Origin of the sequence: Lysinibacillus sp. C5.1 (assembly GCF_016350185.1) — a bacterium.
Taxonomy (GTDB): Bacteria; Bacillota; Bacilli; order Bacillales_A; family Planococcaceae; genus Lysinibacillus; species Lysinibacillus sphaericus.
Genome location: NZ_CP066226.1, coordinates 4,373,039 through 4,394,307 on the forward strand (window position 1 = coordinate 4,373,039; position 21,269 = coordinate 4,394,307).

Consider the following 21,269-nt stretch of genomic DNA (forward strand, 5'->3'; position numbering starts at 1 on the left):
GCATTACCTAAGATAATGCGGCTGTAAATTTAATTTTTATGCACAAAACGTATGGCTCTACTCATAACAGTAGGGACTACAGATGCATGGTTTTCGCTTAATGCCTCATAAAAGACTATGTCCATTACTTTCTCTAACTGATCCGCTATTTGTCGCGCATCTTCTACCATAAACGTTTCCAATTCTCCTACGCCAATAAATATGGTTTCCTTCACATGTTGATGCACTTCCATAAAAGCCTTTACTCTAGCAAACAACTCATGTTCATTCCACCAGATTGAGGGGCTAATAGCGATATAATGTTGGTAACTACCTCTATTATTTAATAATTGCCATAGTGCGAAATAACCTGCTAACGAATGACCAAATAATGTTTGTTGCTGTTCATTTACATGAAATTGTTCAGAAAGTCGCGGCTTTAATTCCTCCTGTAAAAAGCGACTAAAGTTTTCTGCCCCTCCATGCTGATGATAACCTTTGCCTTTAAATCTGGCAGGATAACTATACGTTTTTGCAGGTGCTGTAAAGTCGTAGAAACGGCGTTCATTCATATCAGCTAGATGACCGATACCGACAACAATGGCAGGTAATACTCCCGTTTTAGGTGCGTTACGACTTTGTAGACGGATGGCTTCCTTCACGTACTGGAAATAGGACGAACCATCTAATACATAGATTATAGGAAAGCCTTCTTTAGGTGCTTGCCCTTGAGGGACATAAACATTTATCGAATACGTATAATCTGTAAACATCGACGTCATTTCATAGCAAAAAAAATCAGATACACTGTCTACTTGTCCAACAATCATTTGTCTCCCTCCTTTAACACATCATAGCCATAACATACAGGGGTGTTTGTTGCTGGATCTTCCATAATTCTCGCAGAAATATTAAATACCTTGCGCATCACATCCGCGCATAAAATTTCCTGTGGAGTACCTGTTTCCACTACAACACCTTGACGCATAGCGATTAAATGGTCTGAATAGCGCGCTGCATGGTTAATATCATGTAAAACCATCACAATCGTACAGCCATGTTGTTCATTTAAATTTTTTACGATATCAAGCACTTCTAGCTGATGTGCCATATCCAAATAAGTCGTGGGCTCGTCTAGCAACAAAATACTCGTTTCTTGCGCCAATGCCATTGCTAACCAGACACGCTGTCGTTGCCCTCCTGAAAGTTGTGCGAGTTCACGACTGCGATACTCCAATGTATTTGTAACTGTTAAGGCCCACTCAATCATTTTTTCATCCTTCTTCGTTAAACGATTGACATTATGACGATGTGGATAACGACCGTATGCAATTAGCTCCTCTACCTTTAACTGTCCTGGTGCAATCGGTGTTTGGGATAAGATCGCTAACTTTTTTGCAATTTCTTTGGTCGATAAATTTTGCATATTTTGTTCCTGCAAATAAACGATTCCCTGTTGCTTCTTTAAAATGCGCCCAATTGTTTTCAATAATGTTGATTTGCCACAACCATTTGGTCCTATTATCGTTGTCACTTTGCCCTCTTCTATCGTTAAATTCAACCCTTCAAATACACGGACATGCTCATAACCTGAAGATAAATTTTCCATTCTAAATGCAGTTTGCACACGATTTCCCCCTAAGCTTTTGACTTTACTAACAAATACAAAAAGTAAGGTATACCAATAATGGACACAACAATGCCTACAGCCAACTCTGAAGGTGCAAACACCGTCTTACCAATAAAGTCTGCTAGCACTAGTAAACAAGCCCCTATAAGCGCACTTACCGGCATAACATAACGATGTTGAATACCGACAAGCTGTTTTGCAATATGTGGCGCCATTAACCCTATAAAGCCTATACTCCCCGAAACGGATACACAGGCACTCACTAAGCCGACACTCGCCAATAATAACTTCATTTTTTCCTTTTCCAGCGCTATGCCTAAGCTCGTAATACTGTCTTCTTCCAATTGAAAATAATCGAGTAAATACGATTTTCGATAAACATAAAAACCTAACAATAGGAGCCATGGCAACATCGACACGACAAAAATCCAATTGGCATTGTAGATAGAACCAGCCATCCAAACGGCAGCAGACTCATAATCTTGTGCATTCATTTTTAATGATAGAAACAACGATAACGCGCCAAAACCACTATTAATAGCAATCCCTGTTAAAATCAAACGTTGCATATCTAAATGACCATTTTTCATCGCAAAGGAGAAAATTAAAGCCGCGGCCATCGTACCACCAACAAAACCAAAAATCGGCATCATTAAAATGGATAACCAGCTACTGATATCCGCTGTGACCACACGTAACTGAAAGAAAAACATAAAAATAACAACTGCTGCACCCGCGCCAGCATTAATGCCTAAAATTCCAGGGTCTGCTAAGCCATTGCGTGTAATACCCTGTAACACGACTCCCGCCATTCCTAGCCCTACCCCAACAAGTGCCGCGATGACTATTCGTGGGAGACGAAATTCAAAAATAACAAGATCAAATTTCAGGTTGGGTTCAATTCGCAAGAGTGTTTTTAGTACATCCATTACGGACATATCAAAAACACCATTTGTCAAATGAAGATAGCTTGTCCCTAAAATTAATAAAAGAAGTATAGTGATGACCGTAATGACTACACGGGAAGCTCTACTATGCACGCTTTTCACCTCCGTGCTTACGAACTAAATATAAGAAGAATGGAACACCGACCAGTGCAGTTAATACACCAATGGGCGTTTCGAATGGATAATTAACGAAACGACTGAGCACATCGCAAAGGGCTAAGAAGAATGCACCTATTAGTGCTGCACATGGGATAATAAAACGGTAATCCACGCCAACAAGAAAACGTGTAATGTGTGGAATAACAAGCCCAACAAAAGCAATTTTTCCTACAAGTGCAACCGCAGTTCCTGTTAAACATACGACGGCGAGCATACTAACCATTTTTACTGCTTTTGTTTTTTGTCCGAGACCTATAGCAATATCATCACCTAATGCGGTGATTGTAATGGCCCTTGCCGAAAATAACGCCAGCATTAGACCAATTAAGCCAAAAGGAATGGATAGTAAGAGCATACTATTGTCGACCATATGTACCTTTGTGTTATACCAAGCGCTAACCGTTTGTGATACTTGGAAATACATTGCAATCGCTGTCGCTATACTACTTAAAAATGTCCCTATAACCGTCCCTATAATGGCTAATCGAACTGGCGATAGCCCATCTCGAATAAGGGAACCGAAGCCGAAAACAATGCCAGCACCTAATGCTGAGCCGAGCATCGATAGCAATATCATTTGATAGTTTGGGAGTCCAGGAAAGAATACAATGGCTAATGTAATAACAAAGGCTGAACCATCGTTAACGCCCATTAAGGATGGCGATGCTAAATAGTTTCGAGTAATACCTTGCATAACTGCACCCGCTACTGCTAAAAACGCACCTACTAGCAATACGGCGCACATTCTAGGCATACGGCTAGTCCTTATAATTTGGTGGTCAATATTTGCAGGATCAAATACTGTTATGGCTTGCCACACTGTTAAGGCACTAATATCCTTTGTCCCGTACATAATAGACATTAAAGCCACAATCGCAATGAGGAAAGGTGAAGCTACCAATATAGAAAATGATACTATGTTTGTTTTTTTCAACTGCGACACCTTTTTCTATTTATTCGTTATCTTATGAAAAGGCTGGTAATAGCCCGGTGATTCCACCAATTCTACTACCAGCCTATTTCATCTATTTAAGTAATTTCTCCGTTGCAACATCTAGGAATTTCACTTTAGACCAAGCAGTACCACCTTGAGCTAGAGGCTCAATGGCATTAACAAAAATTTGTTCATTTTTAGTTGCCTTTAGGCTTGCAAAGATTGGGTTTTTTTGCAGATCTTCTAATGCTTTCGGAGCATCTGTATTTTCAGATTCCTCAAATTGCAGGAAAATTGCATCCGGGTTGATATCCGCTAACGTTTCAAGTGAAAGTTCCGCTTGTGCCTTCGTCGTTGTTACGATTTCAGGAACTGGTGCCCCTAAGTCTTCATAAAGCACAGGATTTAAGTAAACACCCGCAGGATAGATATACATAACGCCACCACGCAAACGAACAATTAACACCTGTTTGTCTGCTAGTTGCTCTTTTGATTTCATTTGAGCATCGGCAACCTTCGTTTCATAGTCTGCAATGATTTTTTTAGCATCCTCTTCTTTCCCAGTAAGCTGTGCGAGCAATGTTAAGTTTTCCTTCCAATTTGTTGAAATATGCGAGTAAGGAATCATTGTTTGAATTTTATTGAGCTTTTCCGCCGTTTCTTCTGGGAACTTGGATGTCCCAATAATAACGTCAGGATTCAGTGCTAAAATGGCCTCTGCATTTGGCTCCATTTTATTGCCTACAAGTTGGGCTCCTGCTAATTCCTTTGTAAGATAGGATGGAATTTTGCCACCAATATCGAGTACACCCACTGGTTTAATACCCAGCATTGCAGCATCTTCCATAGACTCTAAACTTGCCGCTACAATATTTTCTACCTTTGCTGGTAGTTCATACGTTTCGCCTAAATATGTAATGTTCTGTGTTGTTGCTTGTTCTGTTTGTGTTTCTGTAGAACTTGTAACCGCTTCATTTTTTACTGCTGTAGACTCTGCCGCTTTATCGGTATTACAAGCAGCAAGGGATAGTGCTAAAAGTGCAGGCGCACACATTTTGATATATTTATTCACATTAAATCTCTCCTCATCATGGTCATCTATCAACGATAATGATAATCATTTTCATTAATAAGTCAATAGCAATCCACTAATTAATTGATAGTCATTATCATTTACGTGTTCTATCCTACCAAAGAGAAAAATAGTTGTGAATGGACAATTTCGTTTTCTATATGGACTTTTGCCGAAAATATTTATCAAAAACCCTGCACTAAAAAAGAAAAAGTGTTAGATTGACTGCAATCAATCTAACACTTTTGTTGTGCGCAGGTGTACTGGCGATTCATGTGCTTTTATTGGCGGTTTCCCTCGTCTGCTTTATACATATTTGGCTTCTTCCATCATTAATTTTCGAAATGCTGTGGGAGACATGCCTGTGTTTTTTTTAAATACCCGACTAAAATAAAAGCTATCAACATAGCCTACACATTCAGCAATTTCTGCCACCGTAAAATTGCAATATCTTAGCAAGTCTTTTGCCCGCCGTATGCGATATTCTGTTAAATAGCTACTTGGATTCATGCCCGTATGTTGTTCAAAAAGATAAGCTAATCTTCGACGCTCGACACCGAATGCTTGCGCAATATTGGATACCGATAGTGGTCTCGCATAGTACTCGTGTATGTATTGAACGACTTGTTCCATCATTTCATTTGCCGAGTCAAGAATCTTCATCTTTGCTGAAATTAAGATAGCTTCCACTAAATTCATAAATATTGCCTTAGATTTCAAAATCGCCATACTCCCTGGCATGGCATAGCTTTCTTTTAACTGTTGTACAAGATTAATAATATTTGAATAATCTCCAGTATGAATGGCAAAATGCTGATTGGCTAATGCGAAAGGCACCATGTCTTTTGATGGTATATAATGAACCACTGCGTACTCCCATATCTTATCGCCAGTCGCTTGAATTTCAATTGGCATTTGTGGTCCTGCATGGACAACCATTCCAGGCACCATCGCATAGGGTGTCCCATTAAAACTAAAAGACGCACTTCCAGCTAATGGGAAAACTAAACCACATTTCCCAGGCGCAGTAGTACGTCCTGTATCCTTTCGTCCTGGTTCCATTGTATTTGTGAAAATATCAACAAAATTGACTGTTGCTTGTGCATAATAATCAATGATTTGATTTATATTTATATCCATTGCTTTTCACCTAGCACACTTTGTACTTGTAAAAAATGATGCTGATCATGTTCTACCAATCCAGTAAAATAACTGTAAAGTGTAAGTTCAGAGCAACCAATCTTAAAACTTTGTTGCCACTGTTGATCCGGTAAATCGTGAAGCGCTTGTAACAGTAAACGCCGACACTTCAGTAATGTCTGCACTATTTGCGCTTTGCTTTGTAAACGGCTACTACTTGCTGCTTGAGCATTCATCTGTTCTACATTTGGTCCTTTCGGTAGCTGATTTTTTGAAAATAAAAAGGGCAAACGTTCCTTTAATATAAATTGATCCCACGGAATGAGATGTCCAATAACCTCTGCTACTGTCCACTTCCCTTGCTGGATTGGCATGCGCCACTGTTGCTCCGTAACATCTAACAGGTGCTCTAACCACAATATAGATTTTTCATAATGCATAAGTATTTGCTTTTTTTCTTGATGCAATCTCTTTTCGCCCCTTTAGCCTATCGAGTCGTTATAAATAGTTTTGGCCAGTTAGATTGCCACTGTTTATTATTAATCCTCTTTTGATAAATCTCATGCAGTTGTGTATGTTTATAAAAGAACGGGGTCGGTGCTACAATACCCGACAGTAAATGCTGTATGCCATAAGGTGCAGCCAATTCCAGTACACCTTTTGTAAGCCTTACACCAATCGCTGTTGGGATTTCTGGAAAATGTGCCATGCCATCAATAGACGATTGATAGGGTTCACTAGCGTTTACGATATGCATTCTCGCCTGATTTTTCACAGACCACGGTTCTTTTGGTAAGAGTTCCAATAAATGCTGTTCATAGTGCTTCTCTTGTTCTTCTGAAATTAGTTGCTTATCAAAATAAATAACATCAATATCAGCTAAAGGCGTTCTATCTTGATAATCATGCAAATAATCCCACACCTTGGAACGAATAAAGCCAGCACAAACCCAACTGTCGGGTAACTGTTGTTGTTCTACACAGCGCAAAATTTTCATCATCCACGTATCAGATTCAATTAACGTTATTAAATCTCGTTCTGTTTGTAACTTTTTCATTTATTTTAAACCCCTATTTTAAATGTACAGCTTCGATTATTCTTTAGCCATTATTATTAGCAAGCCATGCAGTTATTTTTTCTGCTACCTTCTCAGGTGCATCGCGGAAAATATCATGCCCTGCATTCGGGACAGGCTCTACCTGAACATTGCTTACTTTTGCTTGGAAATCCGCTATACTTTTATTTCTTACTTGTTCCAGTTCAATAGGTTTTGTAGCACTTACCAATAAAGTTGGACACTTCACATGCTGAAGTTTGTGACGAATGGGTTCAGCATCAAGCCCTTTAATTAGCGATTGTGCTGTAAACGTGGAAAGAGCTAATCTAATTTCGCCATCCAATGCTTTTACTTGTGCACGCGAAGCAGCTTCCAGTTCAGCAGACCAGCGCGAAAGCTCCTCTTTTTCCGATTGAAAAAATTCATCCCAAGAGGAGAATCTAACATCGTTACAGAAACTTTCAATGTTCTGCAACTCCATTTCTACTGTCATCCCCATATCTTGTGAACTTAAATAGCCACCATCTAATAAAATAAGACCAGCTATTTGCTTTGGAAAAGTAGCTGCGTAATGTAAAGCCAAATCTGCACCTAAAGAATGTCCGATAAGATAAAATTTTTTATTACCTAACTTTTGTGTTAGCATCTTTTCGATTAATGCTATTACATTTGATGGGAGATAAGCCGCTTCTTCTGTCAAGGCTGATGCATACCCATGTCCAGGTAAATCAAATGATACGATATGATGTGCTGGTAAATAATTTGCTAGTTCGCCAAATGCTAGACCTGTACTACCAAGACCGTGAAAAAAAACTAAAGTGGGATGTTGGGCGTGTCCCCATTGATAGATTTCTTGCTGCAAGTTTATAGCCTCCCCAAGTTATTATTGCTTATTGATGTTTCCATTAATTACAATAATAACCGTATCTATTAACTTTTCAAAGGGGTGGCGAAAATGAAGATTATTTCCATACGCAAGGAGCCAAGCTATGCTGAAATGGCGACCCGTTATATTCAGAGCAAATGGGCAAGTGAGGAAAATATGATGCTCTATGAGGATTGTATTGCCCATTGCATCGATGCACAGGTACCGCTCCCACAGTGGTATGTATTAATGAATAATGATGAAATCATCGGCTGTGCTGGTTTAATTACCAATGACTTTATAAGTCGGATGGATTTATATCCTTGGGTCTGTGCGGTGTATATTGAGGAAAGCCATCGTGGTCATGCCTATGGTGCATTGCTATTAGAGCAAGCTAAGAAGGATGCAAAGCAACATGGTTTTCCACAGCTCTATCTTTGTACAGATCATATCGGTCTATATGAGCGCTATGGCTTTTCCTATATCGGTACTGGCTATCACCCTTGGGGAGAAAGCTCTCGCATTTATGCGGCAAAGCTAGATTAAAAAGGGTGCTAGGCAATTGTCATTGCTACTAATTCAAGTGGTTTTAAGGTCACCTTAGCTACTTAAATGTTCGTGAATAAGTTTCCACTCATTATTCATAACAGTAAAAATATTCGTTGCTCTCCCGCTACCTGATACAAATGTGCCGTTGTGATAGCCTTCATAATGGTATGTATAGATACATGTAGCGGCATTTTCATCAGCAGTAAGCCATTGTACATTGGTTGCACGATAAACCTCATCTTGAATAACATGCCATGCATGCTTGAAATAAGCTTCTATTTCTTCTAGCGACGTGCATGTTCGATCCGTAAACCAATAAACCGCCTGTGGATGTAATAATGCTTTGACGTTGTTAAAATCATGTGTATTTGTTGCGTCAATATAACGTGATAAAGCTTGTTGATAGCCCATTTTTATACCTCCTTCTGCGAAGTTGTGTAGGGTATAACTGAGTTGTGTTCTGACAAAGTAGTTACTTGTTCAAGAATTATTCATTCAACAATTTTTTACTGTTGATACTAAAACTCACTTTTATTCTTCGTTCTCTGTTTTCATGTACATCTTCGCCTTAAACTAGTTTAAGCTCAATTTTACTATCACCATCTACTTCTAAATAACCATTTTACTATATAGCAAAGAAAAACATGAGCACTAGAAACGGTTTTCTAACCATGTATCTACTGTAATAGATACATGGTATTCTAGTAGTTCTTCAACATTATTCTAATTGACTTATATTGTATTTAGTATAACATATAATACATATTAAGGAAAAAATGCAACCTATTTCATAACAAGCATTATTAAGATTAAGAAAGAAGTTGATTTATTGAATTTCAACCATTAAAAATAATGATTAACAACCTTTGGGAACAACAACAGTGAAAAGTCTTATGTTAGATGAATCAATTAAATTCTCTATACATCCTTCTCTCTTAAATATAAACTATTTTAGATTTCTAGTAAGGAGACATTTTGATGAAGTGGTTTGTACATGCCTTGAAGAACACATTCAATTTTAGTGGTCGCGCTCGACGACAAGAATATTGGATGTACTACCTTTTCGGAATTATTATTTCATTTGTAATAGTAATGATTGAAGAGATGCTAAATCTCAAATTTTCACCAGAGGTGGGAATACTCAGCACGTTGTTTGGAATAATCTTTATGATTCCTAGTTTGTCTGTGACGGTCCGCCGTCTTCATGATATAGGGCGCAGTGGAGCATGGATTTTAATCATTTTCATCCCCTTTGGAGCAATCGTACTATTTGTATTTACAGTGCTTGATAGTCAGCCACAGACAAATCGTTGGGGTCCAAGCCAAAAACCTTTACAGTCGGATTCTTCATATAGTGTGTGAGTATCTACATAGTCTAAACATACTTGCAAAACATAATATTCTATGAACATATGAGCGTCCTTGCGGTTGCACGGGCGTTTAACGATACATATTATTCTATAACGTCATTGTAAAATCCCATCCATTCAATGCACTTTTCTCCTATGTTTCAACTTTCAAAACACCCTCTGAAATAATTTGTTTCATCAATAGCCTTGATTGCTATCTAGTAATGATGTACTTAACATATCTGTTACTGCTAAATATAAGTTTTCTGGGTTTTCAGCAAGACGATGACACAAGTATAAATACCACTCTTGCCCATATGGCAGATATACCTTACAGTTATATCCCTTTCGCTGTAAACTTCGAATTAAATCTGGACGAATGCCATAAAGCATCTCGATTTCTACATTTGATTGGTGAAAATAGTGACGTTGTTCCATCTCTTGTATAAGGGCTTCATCATGGGTTGCTATTGAAAAAGGATGATTCCACTTGATTAACTGATCTATAAATTGTAGATAGCGACGATTCAATGCTTCTGACCTCTCCATCGCAATAGTACTTGGCTCTTGAAATGCCCCTTTGACTATTCGTATCTTTCCAGGATATTGAACAAGCTCTTGTAAATCCATTTCAGTGCGGTATAAATGAGCTTGTACGGTTATTCCGATATTGTCGTATTGCGCCGCTATCTTTTTATAAATGTCGAGAATAGCATCTGTCTTTGAAGATTCCTCCATACTAACCATTAAAATAATGCCATGCGTATTAGCATGCTGAACAAGTTGAAGCAAGTGTTTATAAGCAATTTCCTTGTCTATAGACAGTCCTATATGCGACAAATCAAACGATACGGTTTGCTTCAAAGACAGCGTACCCATTTCATCAATTAGCGTCATAAATTCCTTCACAGCCTTTTGACATTCCTCAAGATGCACAGTATTTTCGCCTATAAACTCCAGTGAAACTTGATAATCTTTCGCTAATAAATTTTCTGCTACAGCAATGGCGTCTGCTCTAACTTCCCCTGCCACATATCTTTTTGCGGCTTTCAACAATAATGGATACAGCTCTTTCGATTGTTGAAATGCATCTTTCATTTGATTATTTCTTGCAGCCGACTTCAATGCTTCCATAACTAACTCTTGTGGTTTTTTCATCTATTCATCTCCTGTGTATTATTTAAAATTACTCTATCATGGTAATATTGGTAAAAATAGAGCCACTTATTATACATTTTGACGGTACCAATTTTAAGAAGGAGTAAAGCAAACATGTTATGGATACCTATAAATAGAGCGTTAGATATACCATTAAATAAACAGGTCTATCGACAAATTCGTGAAAAAATTTTAAATGGAACATTACAAAGCGGGGAGAGATTGGCTTCCACACGTAAACTTTGTTCTGAATTAAATGTTTCCAGAAATGTCATATTAGAAGCCTATGAGCAACTCGTGGCAGAAGGATTTTTAGTTTCCCATAGGGGCTCAGGTACATTTGTTGCAGATGGCGCCCACTTAACTCTATCTAGCAAAGAAACTGTTCAAAAAAAGATAGTAAACAAAACAACAGCACCAAAAATTGATTTTCGTTCGGGCATACCTGCGTTAGACTTATTTCCCCGGAAAACATGGGCTAAATTATCCCATAATATCTGGAACGATACGAATCCTGCCATTTTTGGTTACGATCAACCCGAAGGTCGATATGAATTAAGAGAAGAATTAGCCAACTATTTACTAAGAACGAGGGGTGTTGACTGTCATCCAGATCAAATTGTTATCACCTCAGGCGCTACACAAGCATTGACTGTTATCACTCGATTATTTTTGTTAGCAAATGATGAAGCGATTATGGAAGACCCCATTACAAATGATATTCAAACGATATTTAAATCTTCTGGAGCTTCTATTTATGCTATTCCTGTCGATCAATGCGGTATGCGAACAGCCTTACTACCGCAAGATCGACAGCCAAAATTCATCTTTATTACCCCTTCTCATCAGTTTCCATTAGGGGGTACTTTACCAATCCAACGCAGAATTCAATTAATAAACTATGCAAGGCACAAAGAATGTTATTTGGTAGAGGACGATTATGATAGTGAATTTAGGTATGAAGGTCCTCCTGTAAGTTCATTGCAAGGATTAGACCCCCATCGTGTGCTTTACATTGGATCTTTTAGTAAAATTCTTTCACCCGCATTAAGAATTGGTTATTTGGTTCTCCCAATAGACCTTGTTGAAAAATGCCGTCAGCTTAAATGGTTTTCTGACTTACACACACCTTCGATAGATCAGCTTATTCTTGCTCGTTTTATTAAAGAGGGTTACTTAGAACGACATATTGCAAAAATGAAAAAGTATTATAAGAATAATAGAGATTTTCTTATCGATTGTTTACATACAACTTTTTCAAATAAAATAAAAATTTTAGGCTATTCCACTGGATTGCACCTCGTTGTAGAAATGCAAAACATTCATTTCTCAAGCGCATTACTCCAAAAAATTGAGCAATTTGGTGTGAAAGTATATCCCGTAGAAGATCATTCCATTAGTAAAGGGAAACATAACAATCAAATTATTTTAGGATTCGGACATTTAAAGAAAGATGAAATACAAGAAGGCATAACGCGTTTATTTCGTGCAATCTTTCATAAGTAAAAAGAAATGAATGCTCTTAACACCAAGTTCGCATAACTTGTCGCATTTGAATTGGTAAAATGCATAATTAACATGGCTATTACAAAAGCTAATAAGTCATTAAAAACCCCTGAGCGTACTTGCGCTCAGGGGTTACTTATTATTGCTTAAAAGCTGTTGCCATTGCAAGTGCCTTCATCGGGTCCTTAATGGAATCAAGCGTATAGACAAGCTTTCCATCCTGCCATACGATTAAGTTTCCTGTTTTATAAACATCTAAATGTACCATACCGTGTTCGTGTGGGATTGGAAGTGTATGGGATTCTAAATATTGTACTGCTTGTTTTGCCAGCTCTACTCCAGCTTCTGGATTATCTGTTCGGGTATGAGTTGCTATTGCCCATCTTCCTTCATTCCAACCAATCCATAACGAGCCTGCGCCTGCATCCTGATAACCAGTCATATTGAAGCCAAGCGGAACTTGTTGCCCTCCATTTTTACTAAATTCTTCATAAGCAATCTGTTCGCTTGCCTCATCTATACTGTCATAGAGCTTTACAGTAAGTTTGGCAATCGCAGTTGCGGCCGTTGCATTTTTTAGCTTTACATCATTAACCGGAAGATACTCTTTACTTTCTAGAAATAGAACTTCAGCTTGTTGTTCTTCACTTTTAGTTGTTGCGGTTAAAAAAGCTCCTTCCGTTAGTGGAACATTCGTTGGCAAAACAATGGCTAGTTTTGTTCCAAGTTGCTCCTTTATTGTTTTCAATGCTTCTGCCTGCGTTAAAGAAGAGACTGTGTCTTTAGATGTTGTTTCAGAAATACAAAGTTTATTTTCGTTCCATTGATGGTCTTGTTGTGTATCTTGCTTACTATTCGTATCTCTTTCAGTACATGCGCTAATGATACTAATCGTTAGTATAGTTATAAAAAATAATTTTTTCATCTAGACACCTCAATATTTGCTTTTTATCTATTACGTCCTAATTTTTCGAGTGTGCCCGAAGATTTATGACATTCATAAGAGTCTCCAACTTATAAAAGCGAGCAATTGTTTACTGAAATTACGTTAATGTTCCCCACTTTTTGCTGTCTTAAACGTCAAACTAGCGGAGTTCATTAATTTGCTTCGTCAACTCATTAAATTTCCGATCAAGCACAGCATATTCCTTATCTTTGGCGGTTAGAAAGCTAAGTTTGCCAAGTATTTCTTGTCTTTCATTTTCTAACTTTAGCCGTTGTGCACTTGTATCATTTTGTTGCTGTGGTATGCTCTCTCTCCATTTTTTCACGATTCCTTTATTTTCAAGCTGCCACACAATATTTGTTGTTTTCTCAATAAAATAGCGGTCATGCGACACAACGAGCAATGTACCTGTATATAGCTCCAACGTTTTCTCTAATTGCTCTCTTGAAGGCAAATCAAGATGATTCGTTGGCTCATCTAAAATTAGAACATTCTTTTCTTCTAAAATATACGCCATCAACTTACACTTCACACGCTCGCCCATACTCATATTGCCAATAGGTGCTGTCCAATGACTTGCAGTAAACCCTAAATGTTTCATGACATTGCGGACTTTCCCTCTTTCCTCGAATGTCTCCTTGTGAAAATATTGCTCTGGTGTAAGATTCAATGGCAAATCGAATACATCCTGCGTTAAATAGCCGATAGTAGCTGCCGGTGAAATCCACAAATCACCATCTGCTTTTTCTTGTCCTGTCAGCACCTTCAATAAAGTCGTTTTGCCACTACCATTTGGACCTGTAATGGCAATTTTATCACCAAATTGTATTGTCATTGTTAGATCTTGAAATATAAGACGCTGACCAAAAGATTTTGTTACATGCTTACATTCTAAAAATCGTTTGCCTACTCGCTGGTTTGTCTCTACTGAAAACCGCACTTCCTCTTCTTGCTTAGGCGGCTCAACTTTGTTCTTTGCTAACTCTTTTTCCAAGCGCTTTTTCTTTGATTTTACTTGTGCATCCATTCGTTTTGCTTTTACTCGGTAAAACTCTTTAAAGCTCTCCTGCTTGGTCGATTGTGCATGTGCCTTTTGCGACCAAGAGGATAGCTCGTTCATCTGCGCTTCAATCCGTTCAATATTCTTTTGCTGCTTATCATAGGCGCGTTGTTGCGCTAGCCTTTGTTGCTCTCTAGCCGCTATATAACTTGTATAATGCCCGCTATGTTCGAGCAGTTTACCATCTTCCAAAGACCATATTTTAGTGGCAACTTCGTCTAAAAAATAACGATCATGAGAAACAACAATAATTGTACCATCATATTTTTTTACTTGAGCGATAAGCATCGCTGTACTTGTTTCATCTAAATGATTTGTCGGTTCATCCAACAGTAGTAATTGCGCATGTTGTGAAAAACCTCTTGCTAGTCGCCTTTTCAACTTTTCTCCACCGCTTAATGCTGCAAACTCGATGTTTGGTACATGCCATTTGGCAAGTAAATCCGCTTCTTCTGCGCTTACTTCCCAACTGTCGATAGTTGCTTGCTCTTGTTCCACATAGGCCATTTTAACATGCTGCAACGGCACTAGCTGTCCTGCCGTAGGAGTTAGGATGCCTTGAATAAGCTGTAATAATGTCGATTTGCCAGCTCCATTCTTTCCTATAATACCAATGACTTCGCCTTGTTTTACTGTTGCCGTCACCTGTTCAAAAATCCGTATGTCTCCTACCTCATACTGTACATTCTGTATTTTTAAAAGTTCTTTCATTTCATCCGTTCCTCTCTATATAGAGGGACAAAAAAATCCCTCCAATTATTTTGGAAGGATTAGTCGCGAAATATCAAACACAAAAAAGCTCAATGTTTGAGCCTTATTATGAGAAGCTCCAATACTAAAAATGCCACACCAAGCGCGTTCGTACGGTAATTTGCATTTTTAGTATACGTTCAACAATAGCAGGCGTTTGAGCCTACAATCGTGCACTTTATGGAAAATGGGCAGACTAATCCTATTTTTGATTCATTGAAATATACATTTCATGTGCAAAAAATAAGATTAGTTAATCATTAGCCACCCATCGTCCCTTCATGTTTAGTTACAATTATTGTAACATCAATTACTTAAAAACAGAATACATTCGCTTCGTATTTTCATCTCGCGCCTTTTAGAAAATCGCTATGGCACAATGCCCACTTAAATTTCGGCAGTTTTCTACATGCTCCATTCGAATCCCTACGATTTAAATCCATTATCTAAAACATTCAAACGAAAGAATATGGTCTCTTGTTAATGTACGGAAACGCCATCCATATCTATTACTCCATCGGAATCCCGCAATAAATTCCCTACCTATGACCGTAGGGAAAAACCAAAAACTTCTTCCGTTGTTCATCCATAAATACGTGTTTCTAAATAAACACGATTGAATGCCATTTGAGCCACCATGCCACGCGGGCATAGGTGGAGCAAAGTTTGGTGGAGCACTCATTGGCATTTGCCCAGAAGACGGTGGTCCAAAGTTTGGTGGTTGGCCCATATTTGGTGGTGGTCCAACTGGCGGAATACCTGGAACATTCCAACTCGGACCTCTGAAATTTTCCCCATAATTATTATTTGGATATAAATTCAATACAAACTCCCCCCTTTTACATATTTCACTATATGTAAGGGGGCGAAAGTCGCTTGAGCAATTAGCCTACCATATGACCTCGTTTACGTTAAATACGATTGCATCACTCGCCAATCCGCTAACTTTTCGTCGAAGGATTTTATATTTTTTCCAGGGATTGGGCTAGTCGATGGCATCTTTTGATAGGCTCGTCCATCTAAAACCTCAACACCAATATGCTTTTTAAACACTTCAAAAGCTTTCCCACCATTAAAAAGCACAAGTTCTATATTTGGATACTGTTTAAAAAGCGTTTTAAAATCATTTGGTTTTTCATTGCGAATGGCGGCATCTAAGCTACCCTTGCGCTCACACGATTCGATGGTATCCCAAAGACCAATCCCATTTTCCTTTAGCAACTCTATTCGCATTTTATAATCTTCCGGTATTGTTCTCTTTACAATTTGCCCAATAATAGCCCAAAAGTGATTGCGCGGATTGCCATAATATTGCTGTTTCTCTAATGAGAGCTTTCCTGGCATTGAGCCAACAATAAGCACCTTTGTTGAAGCATCAACAACAGGTGGCAGTACATTTTTCACTTCATTTGACATAGCCATCACTCCTTGCTTTTATTGTAACGCTAAGTATTTACAGCAAAATTCTTTTTATGATTAATTTAGCCACTATAAAATGACTCGAACTCTTTATTTGGTGTATGCTATTCTATTCCCAAATACGCTCTTTTTACAAGATGGCAAACGAAAACTATCTAGAGGTGAAATATGAGAAGTTTATTCCAGTCTCTAACAGTTAAAATGATTTTTTTAATGTCGATTTTAATTTTAATGATATGTGGGCTCTTTATGTATCTATTGCAAGAACATATACGAGATACAACAGAAAAGCAAATAGGCGTGGAAGCATTGAATATTGCTAAAACAATCGCTTCTATGGAGGAGATTATTACAGCATTCGAGCATGAAAATCCAAGTGACATTATCCAACCAATCGTCGAACCTTTAAGAGAGGAGATAAATGCAGCATTTATCGTAGTTGGCAATGCACAAGGTGTTCGTTATTCCCATCCCGCAAAAGATCGAATAGGACATCCCATGGTCGGTGGGGACAATGATGCTGCATTACTAAATAAACAAGCCTATATTTCTAAAACGGTTGGTTCCTTAGGTGAATCAATCCGAGGTAAAGCCCCTATTATGATAGACGAAAACATTATCGGTGTTGTTTCTGTCGGTTTTTTAACCGCGCATATCGATACAATCATCAAAGACCATCTTATGAAGTGGCTCAATTACACAATTATTATTCTTTTCATAGGTATACTTGGGGCAATCGCCATCTCTCTTTATATTAAAAAATTATTATTTAATATGGAACCAATCCAAATTGCTAAATTATATCAACAAAACAAAGTGATTTTAGAAACGACGGAAGAAGGGATTATTGCTGTCGATCATTTAAATCAAATTACCACTATTAATAAAAGTGCATACGGAATGCTAGATTCTACTCACAATCAATCCATTTCAGCATGGATGGGAACTAAAATCGAGCACATTTTCACACCTAAAATCGTTGCAGAACAACATATTCATAACTTAGAGCTAACACTCAATGAACATATTATCATCTTAAATAAAGCGCCTTTAGTGGAAAAGAAAAGGAAAATAGGTTCTTTATATACATTTAGAAAAAAAGTAGACATCCAAAAAATTATTGATGAACTGAAACAAGTCAAACAGTATGCCAATATGCAACGCGCCTATACACATGAATTTGCGAATAAGCTTCATATTATTCTAGGTTTGCTATTTTCTAAACATTACAATCAGGCAATTGAGTACATTAAAGAACAACGAAATATTCATCTTAAACATCAAGCTTTTCTAAATAATAATGGCACATCCCCTCTACTCCTAGCATTAATTCAAGGGAAGCTGGCAGAAGCAACGGAACTGGGCATTAAACTCGAGCTGAAGGAAATTCCCCCATCTATGAAATTATCTAAACTTCAGGAGGATGCTATTCTTACAGCACTTGGCAATGTTCTTCAAAACGCTATTGAATCTTTAAAAAACTTGCCGTCCTCCGATAAAATAATTCAATTATCTATTAACGATTATAAAAATCATTATTTATTGGAGATTCAAGATAACGGCCCCGGTATTGACCACAAGCTGACCGATAAAATTTTTGCGAAAGGTTTTTCAACAAAGGAAAGCTTAGATCGAGGACATGGCTTAACAATCAGCAAAAAAGCTCTCGAAAAAATAAATGGAGATATTTTATTAGATGCTGGAGATTTATCAGGAGCGTGCTTTTTAATAATCGTTCCTAAAGGAGGTAAGCGCTTATGACAACAGCCTGCACAAGTGTATGGATTATAGAAGATGACTTTAGAGTAGCAAACATTCATGCAGATTATGTTCATACAATAGGTGGTTTTACCGTTACTGAAAATTTACGGACTGGGCAAGAAACGATTGAAAAGCTAAAACAATCCACCAACTTACCAGCGATTATTTTAACCGATTTGTATATTCCTGATGTCGAAGGGAGCTCTTTAGTACACCATATACGGCATCATTATCCTGCCATCAACATAATCGTTATTTCTGCTGCAACAGAAAGAGATTTAATAAAAGATGTCATAGATTTAGGCATTTTAGATTACTTAATTAAACCTTTTGAACAACAACGACTTCATCAAGCGTTTAAAAAATATTTGCATACATTTCATTTATTTCAACACACATCAAACTTCACGCAAGTTGACCTTGATTCCATATTTTATCGTGAATCTACTGCTACAGAAGATACCTTTGTAAAAGGCATTGATTTACACACATTACAGGCAGTTAAAGAGGTCTTCGAAAAAATAAAAACCAAGGAACTTACAGCCTCACAATTGAGTGAAATCATCGGTTCTAGTCGTTCAACTGCCCGCCGTTATTTAGAATACTTAGTTGGTGAACAGTTTTTGTACATCAAACCGATATACGGAACAATTGGTAGACCTGAAAGAAAATATATATACTATGGAACTTATGAACAAAATGAATAGTATGTATCTTATCTAACTTATGACCATATTATTCCCTCCCTATTAACAGCATGCTACCTTTTAGTAGTCAGAATACTCAATTAAAGGGAGGGGTTTTTTTGAGCTTAAGTATCCTTGGTTTCATCACCATTATCGTCATTATTGCCTTATTAATAAGTGGGCGTGTCTCGCCGCTTGTTGCAATGGTTATTCCACCGATAATCGCTACTTTTATCGCTGGCTTTCGTTTCGAGGAATTAGGGGAATTCTTTAGTTCCGGACTAAGTTCTGTGATGAACGTAGCGGTAATGTTTATCTTTGCTATTATCTTCTTTGGTATTATGCAGGACGTTGGATTATTTGAGCCATTGATCAACAAAATGATTGCGCTTACAAAGGGGCGTATTGTTGTCGTTGCTATTGTAACTGTACTAATTGCTGTTGTGGCTCAACTAGACGGGTCTGGTGCTTCTACATTTTTAATTACGATTCCAGCACTATTGCCTTTATATTTACGCTTACGCATGAATCCATACTTATTACTTTTATTAATTGCTGGAGCTGCAGCAGTGGTGAACATGGTTCCTTGGGGAGGTCCATTAGGGCGGGTGGCTTCCGTGTTAGAGGTGGATATCACTGAACTATGGTACCCGTTAATACCCATTCAAATCATTGGTGTTCTATTAATGTTAGCTTTAGCCTTATACCTTGGCTTTAGAGAAAAGCACCGTATTCTGAAGCAATACGGCACACTTGATTTTACGCATGACGACCAACATATTACACAAGGTGTTGTGTCATCCGAAGTAGACCTATCTTTACGACGACCAAAACTATTGTGGGTGAATGCAGTAATTGCCGTCATGGTAATCGGGGTTTTAGTCGCGGGTATTGTACCGGCAGCATTAGCCTTTTTAATCGGGGTAGCTATTGCTCTGCCCATTAATTATCGTACACCTAAAGAACAAATGGAGCGCGTGCGGACACATGCTCCGAATGCGTTAACGATGGCGTCGATTATTATTGCAGCGGGCTTATTTTTGGGCATACTAAATGGCACAGGCATGTTAAATGCTATTGCCAATAATGCTGTCAATATTTTACCGGCAGGACTATCATCTTATTTGCATATTATTATCGGTATATTAGGTGTACCCTTTGATTTATTATTAAGTACGGATGCCTATTATTTCGCCTTGCTTCCTGTAGTTGAACAGATTGGTTTATCTTTTGGTATTGACTCTCTCTCCACTGCATATGCCATGATTATTGGTAATATTGTTGGTACGTTTGTTTCACCACTTGCCCCTGCTGTCTGGTTAGCTTTAGGCTTATCTGGTTTAGAGATGGGAAAACACCTAAAATACTCTTTCTTTTGGATGTGGGGTTTAAGCATTGTTTTACTAGGCATTGCAATAGCAATAGGGATTATTACCATTTAAATTAGCAGTAACCAGTTGTCGATCTGTGTATCGACAACTGGTTTTTAGTTATACCGAAAATATAGAACCCTTAAGTATTTCTTCAGAATGTTTTTCATGTAACTTATTTGATGCATGCTTTTGTATATATGTTCGGACCATTTCATAACCAATACAGTATCCTATATGTGAAGGAAGCCTCCCACCATATAAAAACTCAATATGATGATCTAAACCTTTAACATTCATGTTAGGCAAAAAGTATGTCTTCCATATAGCTAACATTTTGTCCGTAGAATAATCTTTCAACCAAGGCGCTAACCATTTGGCACCGTATAATTCCTCCACTGCACATTCCGCTAAGCCCTCTATAATTAATGAATCTAATAGCGTTACTTCCTCTAATGATTTGTTTAAGTAGTGCAGTCGACAAACATGATTATACTCATGTGCAAATAACGCCTGTAACTCTTGCCTTTCTAATTCTCCTATAAATAAAAATAGAGCATCTGGATAGGCAACTCCATTTTTATTTGTGACACTTTGCTCCTGTGTTAGAGGAAAAATATAGATGGGTATATCAGGCCCGCTCCATTTCTTCTTTAAATAGAACAATTCCTCTCGTATAATTTGCCAAGCATTTTGCGCTTGCAGGCTTTTTATATCGATATTTTCATGCGCTCGAAACAACCCTTGTTGTTGTAGTTCAAATTGGATTTGTTGTGGCGTTCCACCTTTAAAATGGTCTAGTAATCGGCTACAAAGAATCGTACATTGTAAATCTTCAAACTCTCTACTATGCTTCAATTTCCGACTAGTTTTGAACTCATGTAGCCAATCATCTGTTGATATTACCGACATTCACGCACCCCCTTACGATA

22 protein-coding genes are annotated in these 21,269 nt (G+C 37.9%); 6 read left to right on the top strand and 16 right to left on the bottom strand.

Annotation, left to right across the window (positions count from 1 at the left end; genetic code table 11):
• Positions 1–29: 29 nt before the first annotated feature.
• From I5435_RS21475 to I5435_RS21515, 9 genes are all read right to left on the bottom strand, one after another.
• On the bottom strand, positions 30–809 hold the full coding sequence (locus tag I5435_RS21475) for an alpha/beta hydrolase (protein WP_337982944.1): 780 nt from the start codon (positions 807–809) through the stop codon (positions 30–32).
• Positions 806–1,588 (bottom strand): ABC transporter ATP-binding protein, encoded by a 783-nt coding sequence (locus tag I5435_RS21480; protein ID WP_029747439.1) that lies wholly within the window; start codon positions 1,586–1,588, stop codon positions 806–808. The genes I5435_RS21475 and I5435_RS21480 overlap by 4 nt, the downstream gene beginning before the upstream one ends.
• A 29-nt stretch (positions 1,589–1,617) precedes the next feature.
• The gene (locus tag I5435_RS21485; protein WP_443136950.1) at positions 1,618–2,613 is read right to left on the bottom strand and encodes a FecCD family ABC transporter permease; all 996 of its coding nucleotides are present in this window, start codon (positions 2,611–2,613) and stop codon (positions 1,618–1,620) included.
• A 28-nt stretch (positions 2,614–2,641) separates the two neighbouring features.
• The gene (locus I5435_RS21490; RefSeq protein ID WP_025220772.1) at positions 2,642–3,649 is read right to left on the bottom strand and encodes a FecCD family ABC transporter permease; all 1,008 of its coding nucleotides are present in this window, start codon (positions 3,647–3,649) and stop codon (positions 2,642–2,644) included.
• A gap of 91 nt (positions 3,650–3,740) precedes the next feature.
• On the bottom strand, positions 3,741–4,721 hold the full coding sequence (locus tag I5435_RS21495) for an ABC transporter substrate-binding protein (protein WP_337982946.1): 981 nt from the start codon (positions 4,719–4,721) through the stop codon (positions 3,741–3,743).
• A 306-nt stretch (positions 4,722–5,027) separates the two neighbouring features.
• Entirely contained in the window at positions 5,028–5,861 is an 834-nt protein-coding gene (locus I5435_RS21500; protein WP_258842211.1) for an AraC family transcriptional regulator, read from the bottom strand.
• On the bottom strand, positions 5,852–6,328 hold the full coding sequence (locus I5435_RS21505) for a DinB family protein (RefSeq protein ID WP_337982947.1): 477 nt from the start codon (positions 6,326–6,328) through the stop codon (positions 5,852–5,854). Before I5435_RS21505 ends, I5435_RS21500 begins: the two co-directional genes overlap by 10 nt.
• Before the next feature lie 20 nt (positions 6,329–6,348).
• Positions 6,349–6,918 (bottom strand): nucleotidyltransferase family protein, encoded by a 570-nt coding sequence (locus I5435_RS21510; RefSeq protein WP_337982948.1) that lies wholly within the window; start codon positions 6,916–6,918, stop codon positions 6,349–6,351.
• A gap of 43 nt (positions 6,919–6,961) precedes the next feature.
• A complete protein-coding gene (locus I5435_RS21515; protein WP_167492693.1) occupies positions 6,962–7,780 on the bottom strand; it encodes an alpha/beta fold hydrolase in 819 nt (272 codons plus the stop codon).
• Positions 7,781–7,873: 93 nt separating this feature from the next.
• Between I5435_RS21515 and I5435_RS21520 the strand changes: the two genes are divergently transcribed.
• Positions 7,874–8,329, top strand: a complete 456-nt coding sequence (locus I5435_RS21520) for a GNAT family N-acetyltransferase (RefSeq protein WP_108030782.1) — start codon at positions 7,874–7,876, stop codon at positions 8,327–8,329.
• 54 nt (positions 8,330–8,383) lie between these two features.
• On the opposite strand, the gene I5435_RS21525 is transcribed toward I5435_RS21520, so the two are convergent.
• Complete coding sequence (locus I5435_RS21525) at positions 8,384–8,743, bottom strand: YybH family protein (RefSeq protein WP_024360821.1); 360 nt, start codon at positions 8,741–8,743, stop codon at positions 8,384–8,386.
• A 567-nt stretch (positions 8,744–9,310) separates the two neighbouring features.
• On the opposite strand from I5435_RS21525, the gene I5435_RS21530 reads away from it, so the two are divergent.
• The gene (locus tag I5435_RS21530) at positions 9,311–9,694 is read left to right on the top strand and encodes a DUF805 domain-containing protein (RefSeq protein WP_024360822.1); all 384 of its coding nucleotides are present in this window, start codon (positions 9,311–9,313) and stop codon (positions 9,692–9,694) included.
• A 185-nt stretch (positions 9,695–9,879) separates the two neighbouring features.
• Here the strand turns inward: I5435_RS21530 and I5435_RS21535 are convergent, their stop codons facing one another.
• Complete coding sequence (locus I5435_RS21535; protein ID WP_108030781.1) at positions 9,880–10,839, bottom strand: proline dehydrogenase family protein; 960 nt, start codon at positions 10,837–10,839, stop codon at positions 9,880–9,882.
• A gap of 114 nt (positions 10,840–10,953) precedes the next feature.
• On the opposite strand from I5435_RS21535, the gene pdxR reads away from it, so the two are divergent.
• Complete coding sequence (pdxR, locus tag I5435_RS21540) at positions 10,954–12,345, top strand: MocR-like pyridoxine biosynthesis transcription factor PdxR (RefSeq protein WP_024360824.1); 1,392 nt, start codon at positions 10,954–10,956, stop codon at positions 12,343–12,345.
• Between the two features lie 139 nt (positions 12,346–12,484).
• Here the strand turns inward: pdxR and I5435_RS21545 are convergent, their stop codons facing one another.
• The 4 genes from I5435_RS21545 to I5435_RS21560 form a co-directional block, all read right to left on the bottom strand.
• Positions 12,485–13,270 carry a hypothetical protein gene (locus tag I5435_RS21545; protein ID WP_024360825.1) on the bottom strand — a complete coding sequence of 262 codons (786 nt, stop codon included), beginning with the start codon at positions 13,268–13,270 and terminating at the stop codon, positions 12,485–12,487.
• Positions 13,271–13,430: 160 nt separating this feature from the next.
• Positions 13,431–15,062 (bottom strand): ribosomal protection-like ABC-F family protein, encoded by a 1,632-nt coding sequence (gene abc-f, locus I5435_RS21550; protein WP_024360826.1) that lies wholly within the window; start codon positions 15,060–15,062, stop codon positions 13,431–13,433.
• Between the two features lie 481 nt (positions 15,063–15,543).
• The gene (locus I5435_RS21555; RefSeq protein ID WP_025220782.1) at positions 15,544–15,924 is read right to left on the bottom strand and encodes a hypothetical protein; all 381 of its coding nucleotides are present in this window, start codon (positions 15,922–15,924) and stop codon (positions 15,544–15,546) included.
• Between the two features lie 83 nt (positions 15,925–16,007).
• A complete protein-coding gene (locus tag I5435_RS21560) occupies positions 16,008–16,517 on the bottom strand; it encodes a DNA-deoxyinosine glycosylase (RefSeq protein ID WP_025220783.1) in 510 nt (169 codons plus the stop codon).
• A 171-nt stretch (positions 16,518–16,688) separates the two neighbouring features.
• Between I5435_RS21560 and I5435_RS21565 the strand changes: the two genes are divergently transcribed.
• The 3 genes from I5435_RS21565 to I5435_RS21575 all read left to right on the top strand — a co-directional run bounded on the left by I5435_RS21565 (position 16,689) and on the right by I5435_RS21575 (position 20,409).
• The gene (locus I5435_RS21565; protein WP_337982949.1) at positions 16,689–18,281 is read left to right on the top strand and encodes an ATP-binding protein; all 1,593 of its coding nucleotides are present in this window, start codon (positions 16,689–16,691) and stop codon (positions 18,279–18,281) included.
• Complete coding sequence (locus I5435_RS21570; RefSeq protein WP_229387962.1) at positions 18,278–18,988, top strand: response regulator; 711 nt, start codon at positions 18,278–18,280, stop codon at positions 18,986–18,988. The genes I5435_RS21565 and I5435_RS21570 overlap by 4 nt, the downstream gene beginning before the upstream one ends.
• Positions 18,989–19,086: 98 nt before the next feature.
• Positions 19,087–20,409, top strand: coding sequence for a CitMHS family transporter (locus I5435_RS21575; protein ID WP_229387964.1), 1,323 nt, complete (start codon positions 19,087–19,089; stop codon positions 20,407–20,409).
• A gap of 48 nt (positions 20,410–20,457) precedes the next feature.
• Here I5435_RS21575 and I5435_RS21580 read toward each other — a convergent pair whose 3' ends face one another.
• Positions 20,458–21,249, bottom strand: coding sequence for a DUF2268 domain-containing putative Zn-dependent protease (locus I5435_RS21580; RefSeq protein WP_025220786.1), 792 nt, complete (start codon positions 21,247–21,249; stop codon positions 20,458–20,460).
• Positions 21,250–21,269 lie beyond the last annotated feature (20 nt).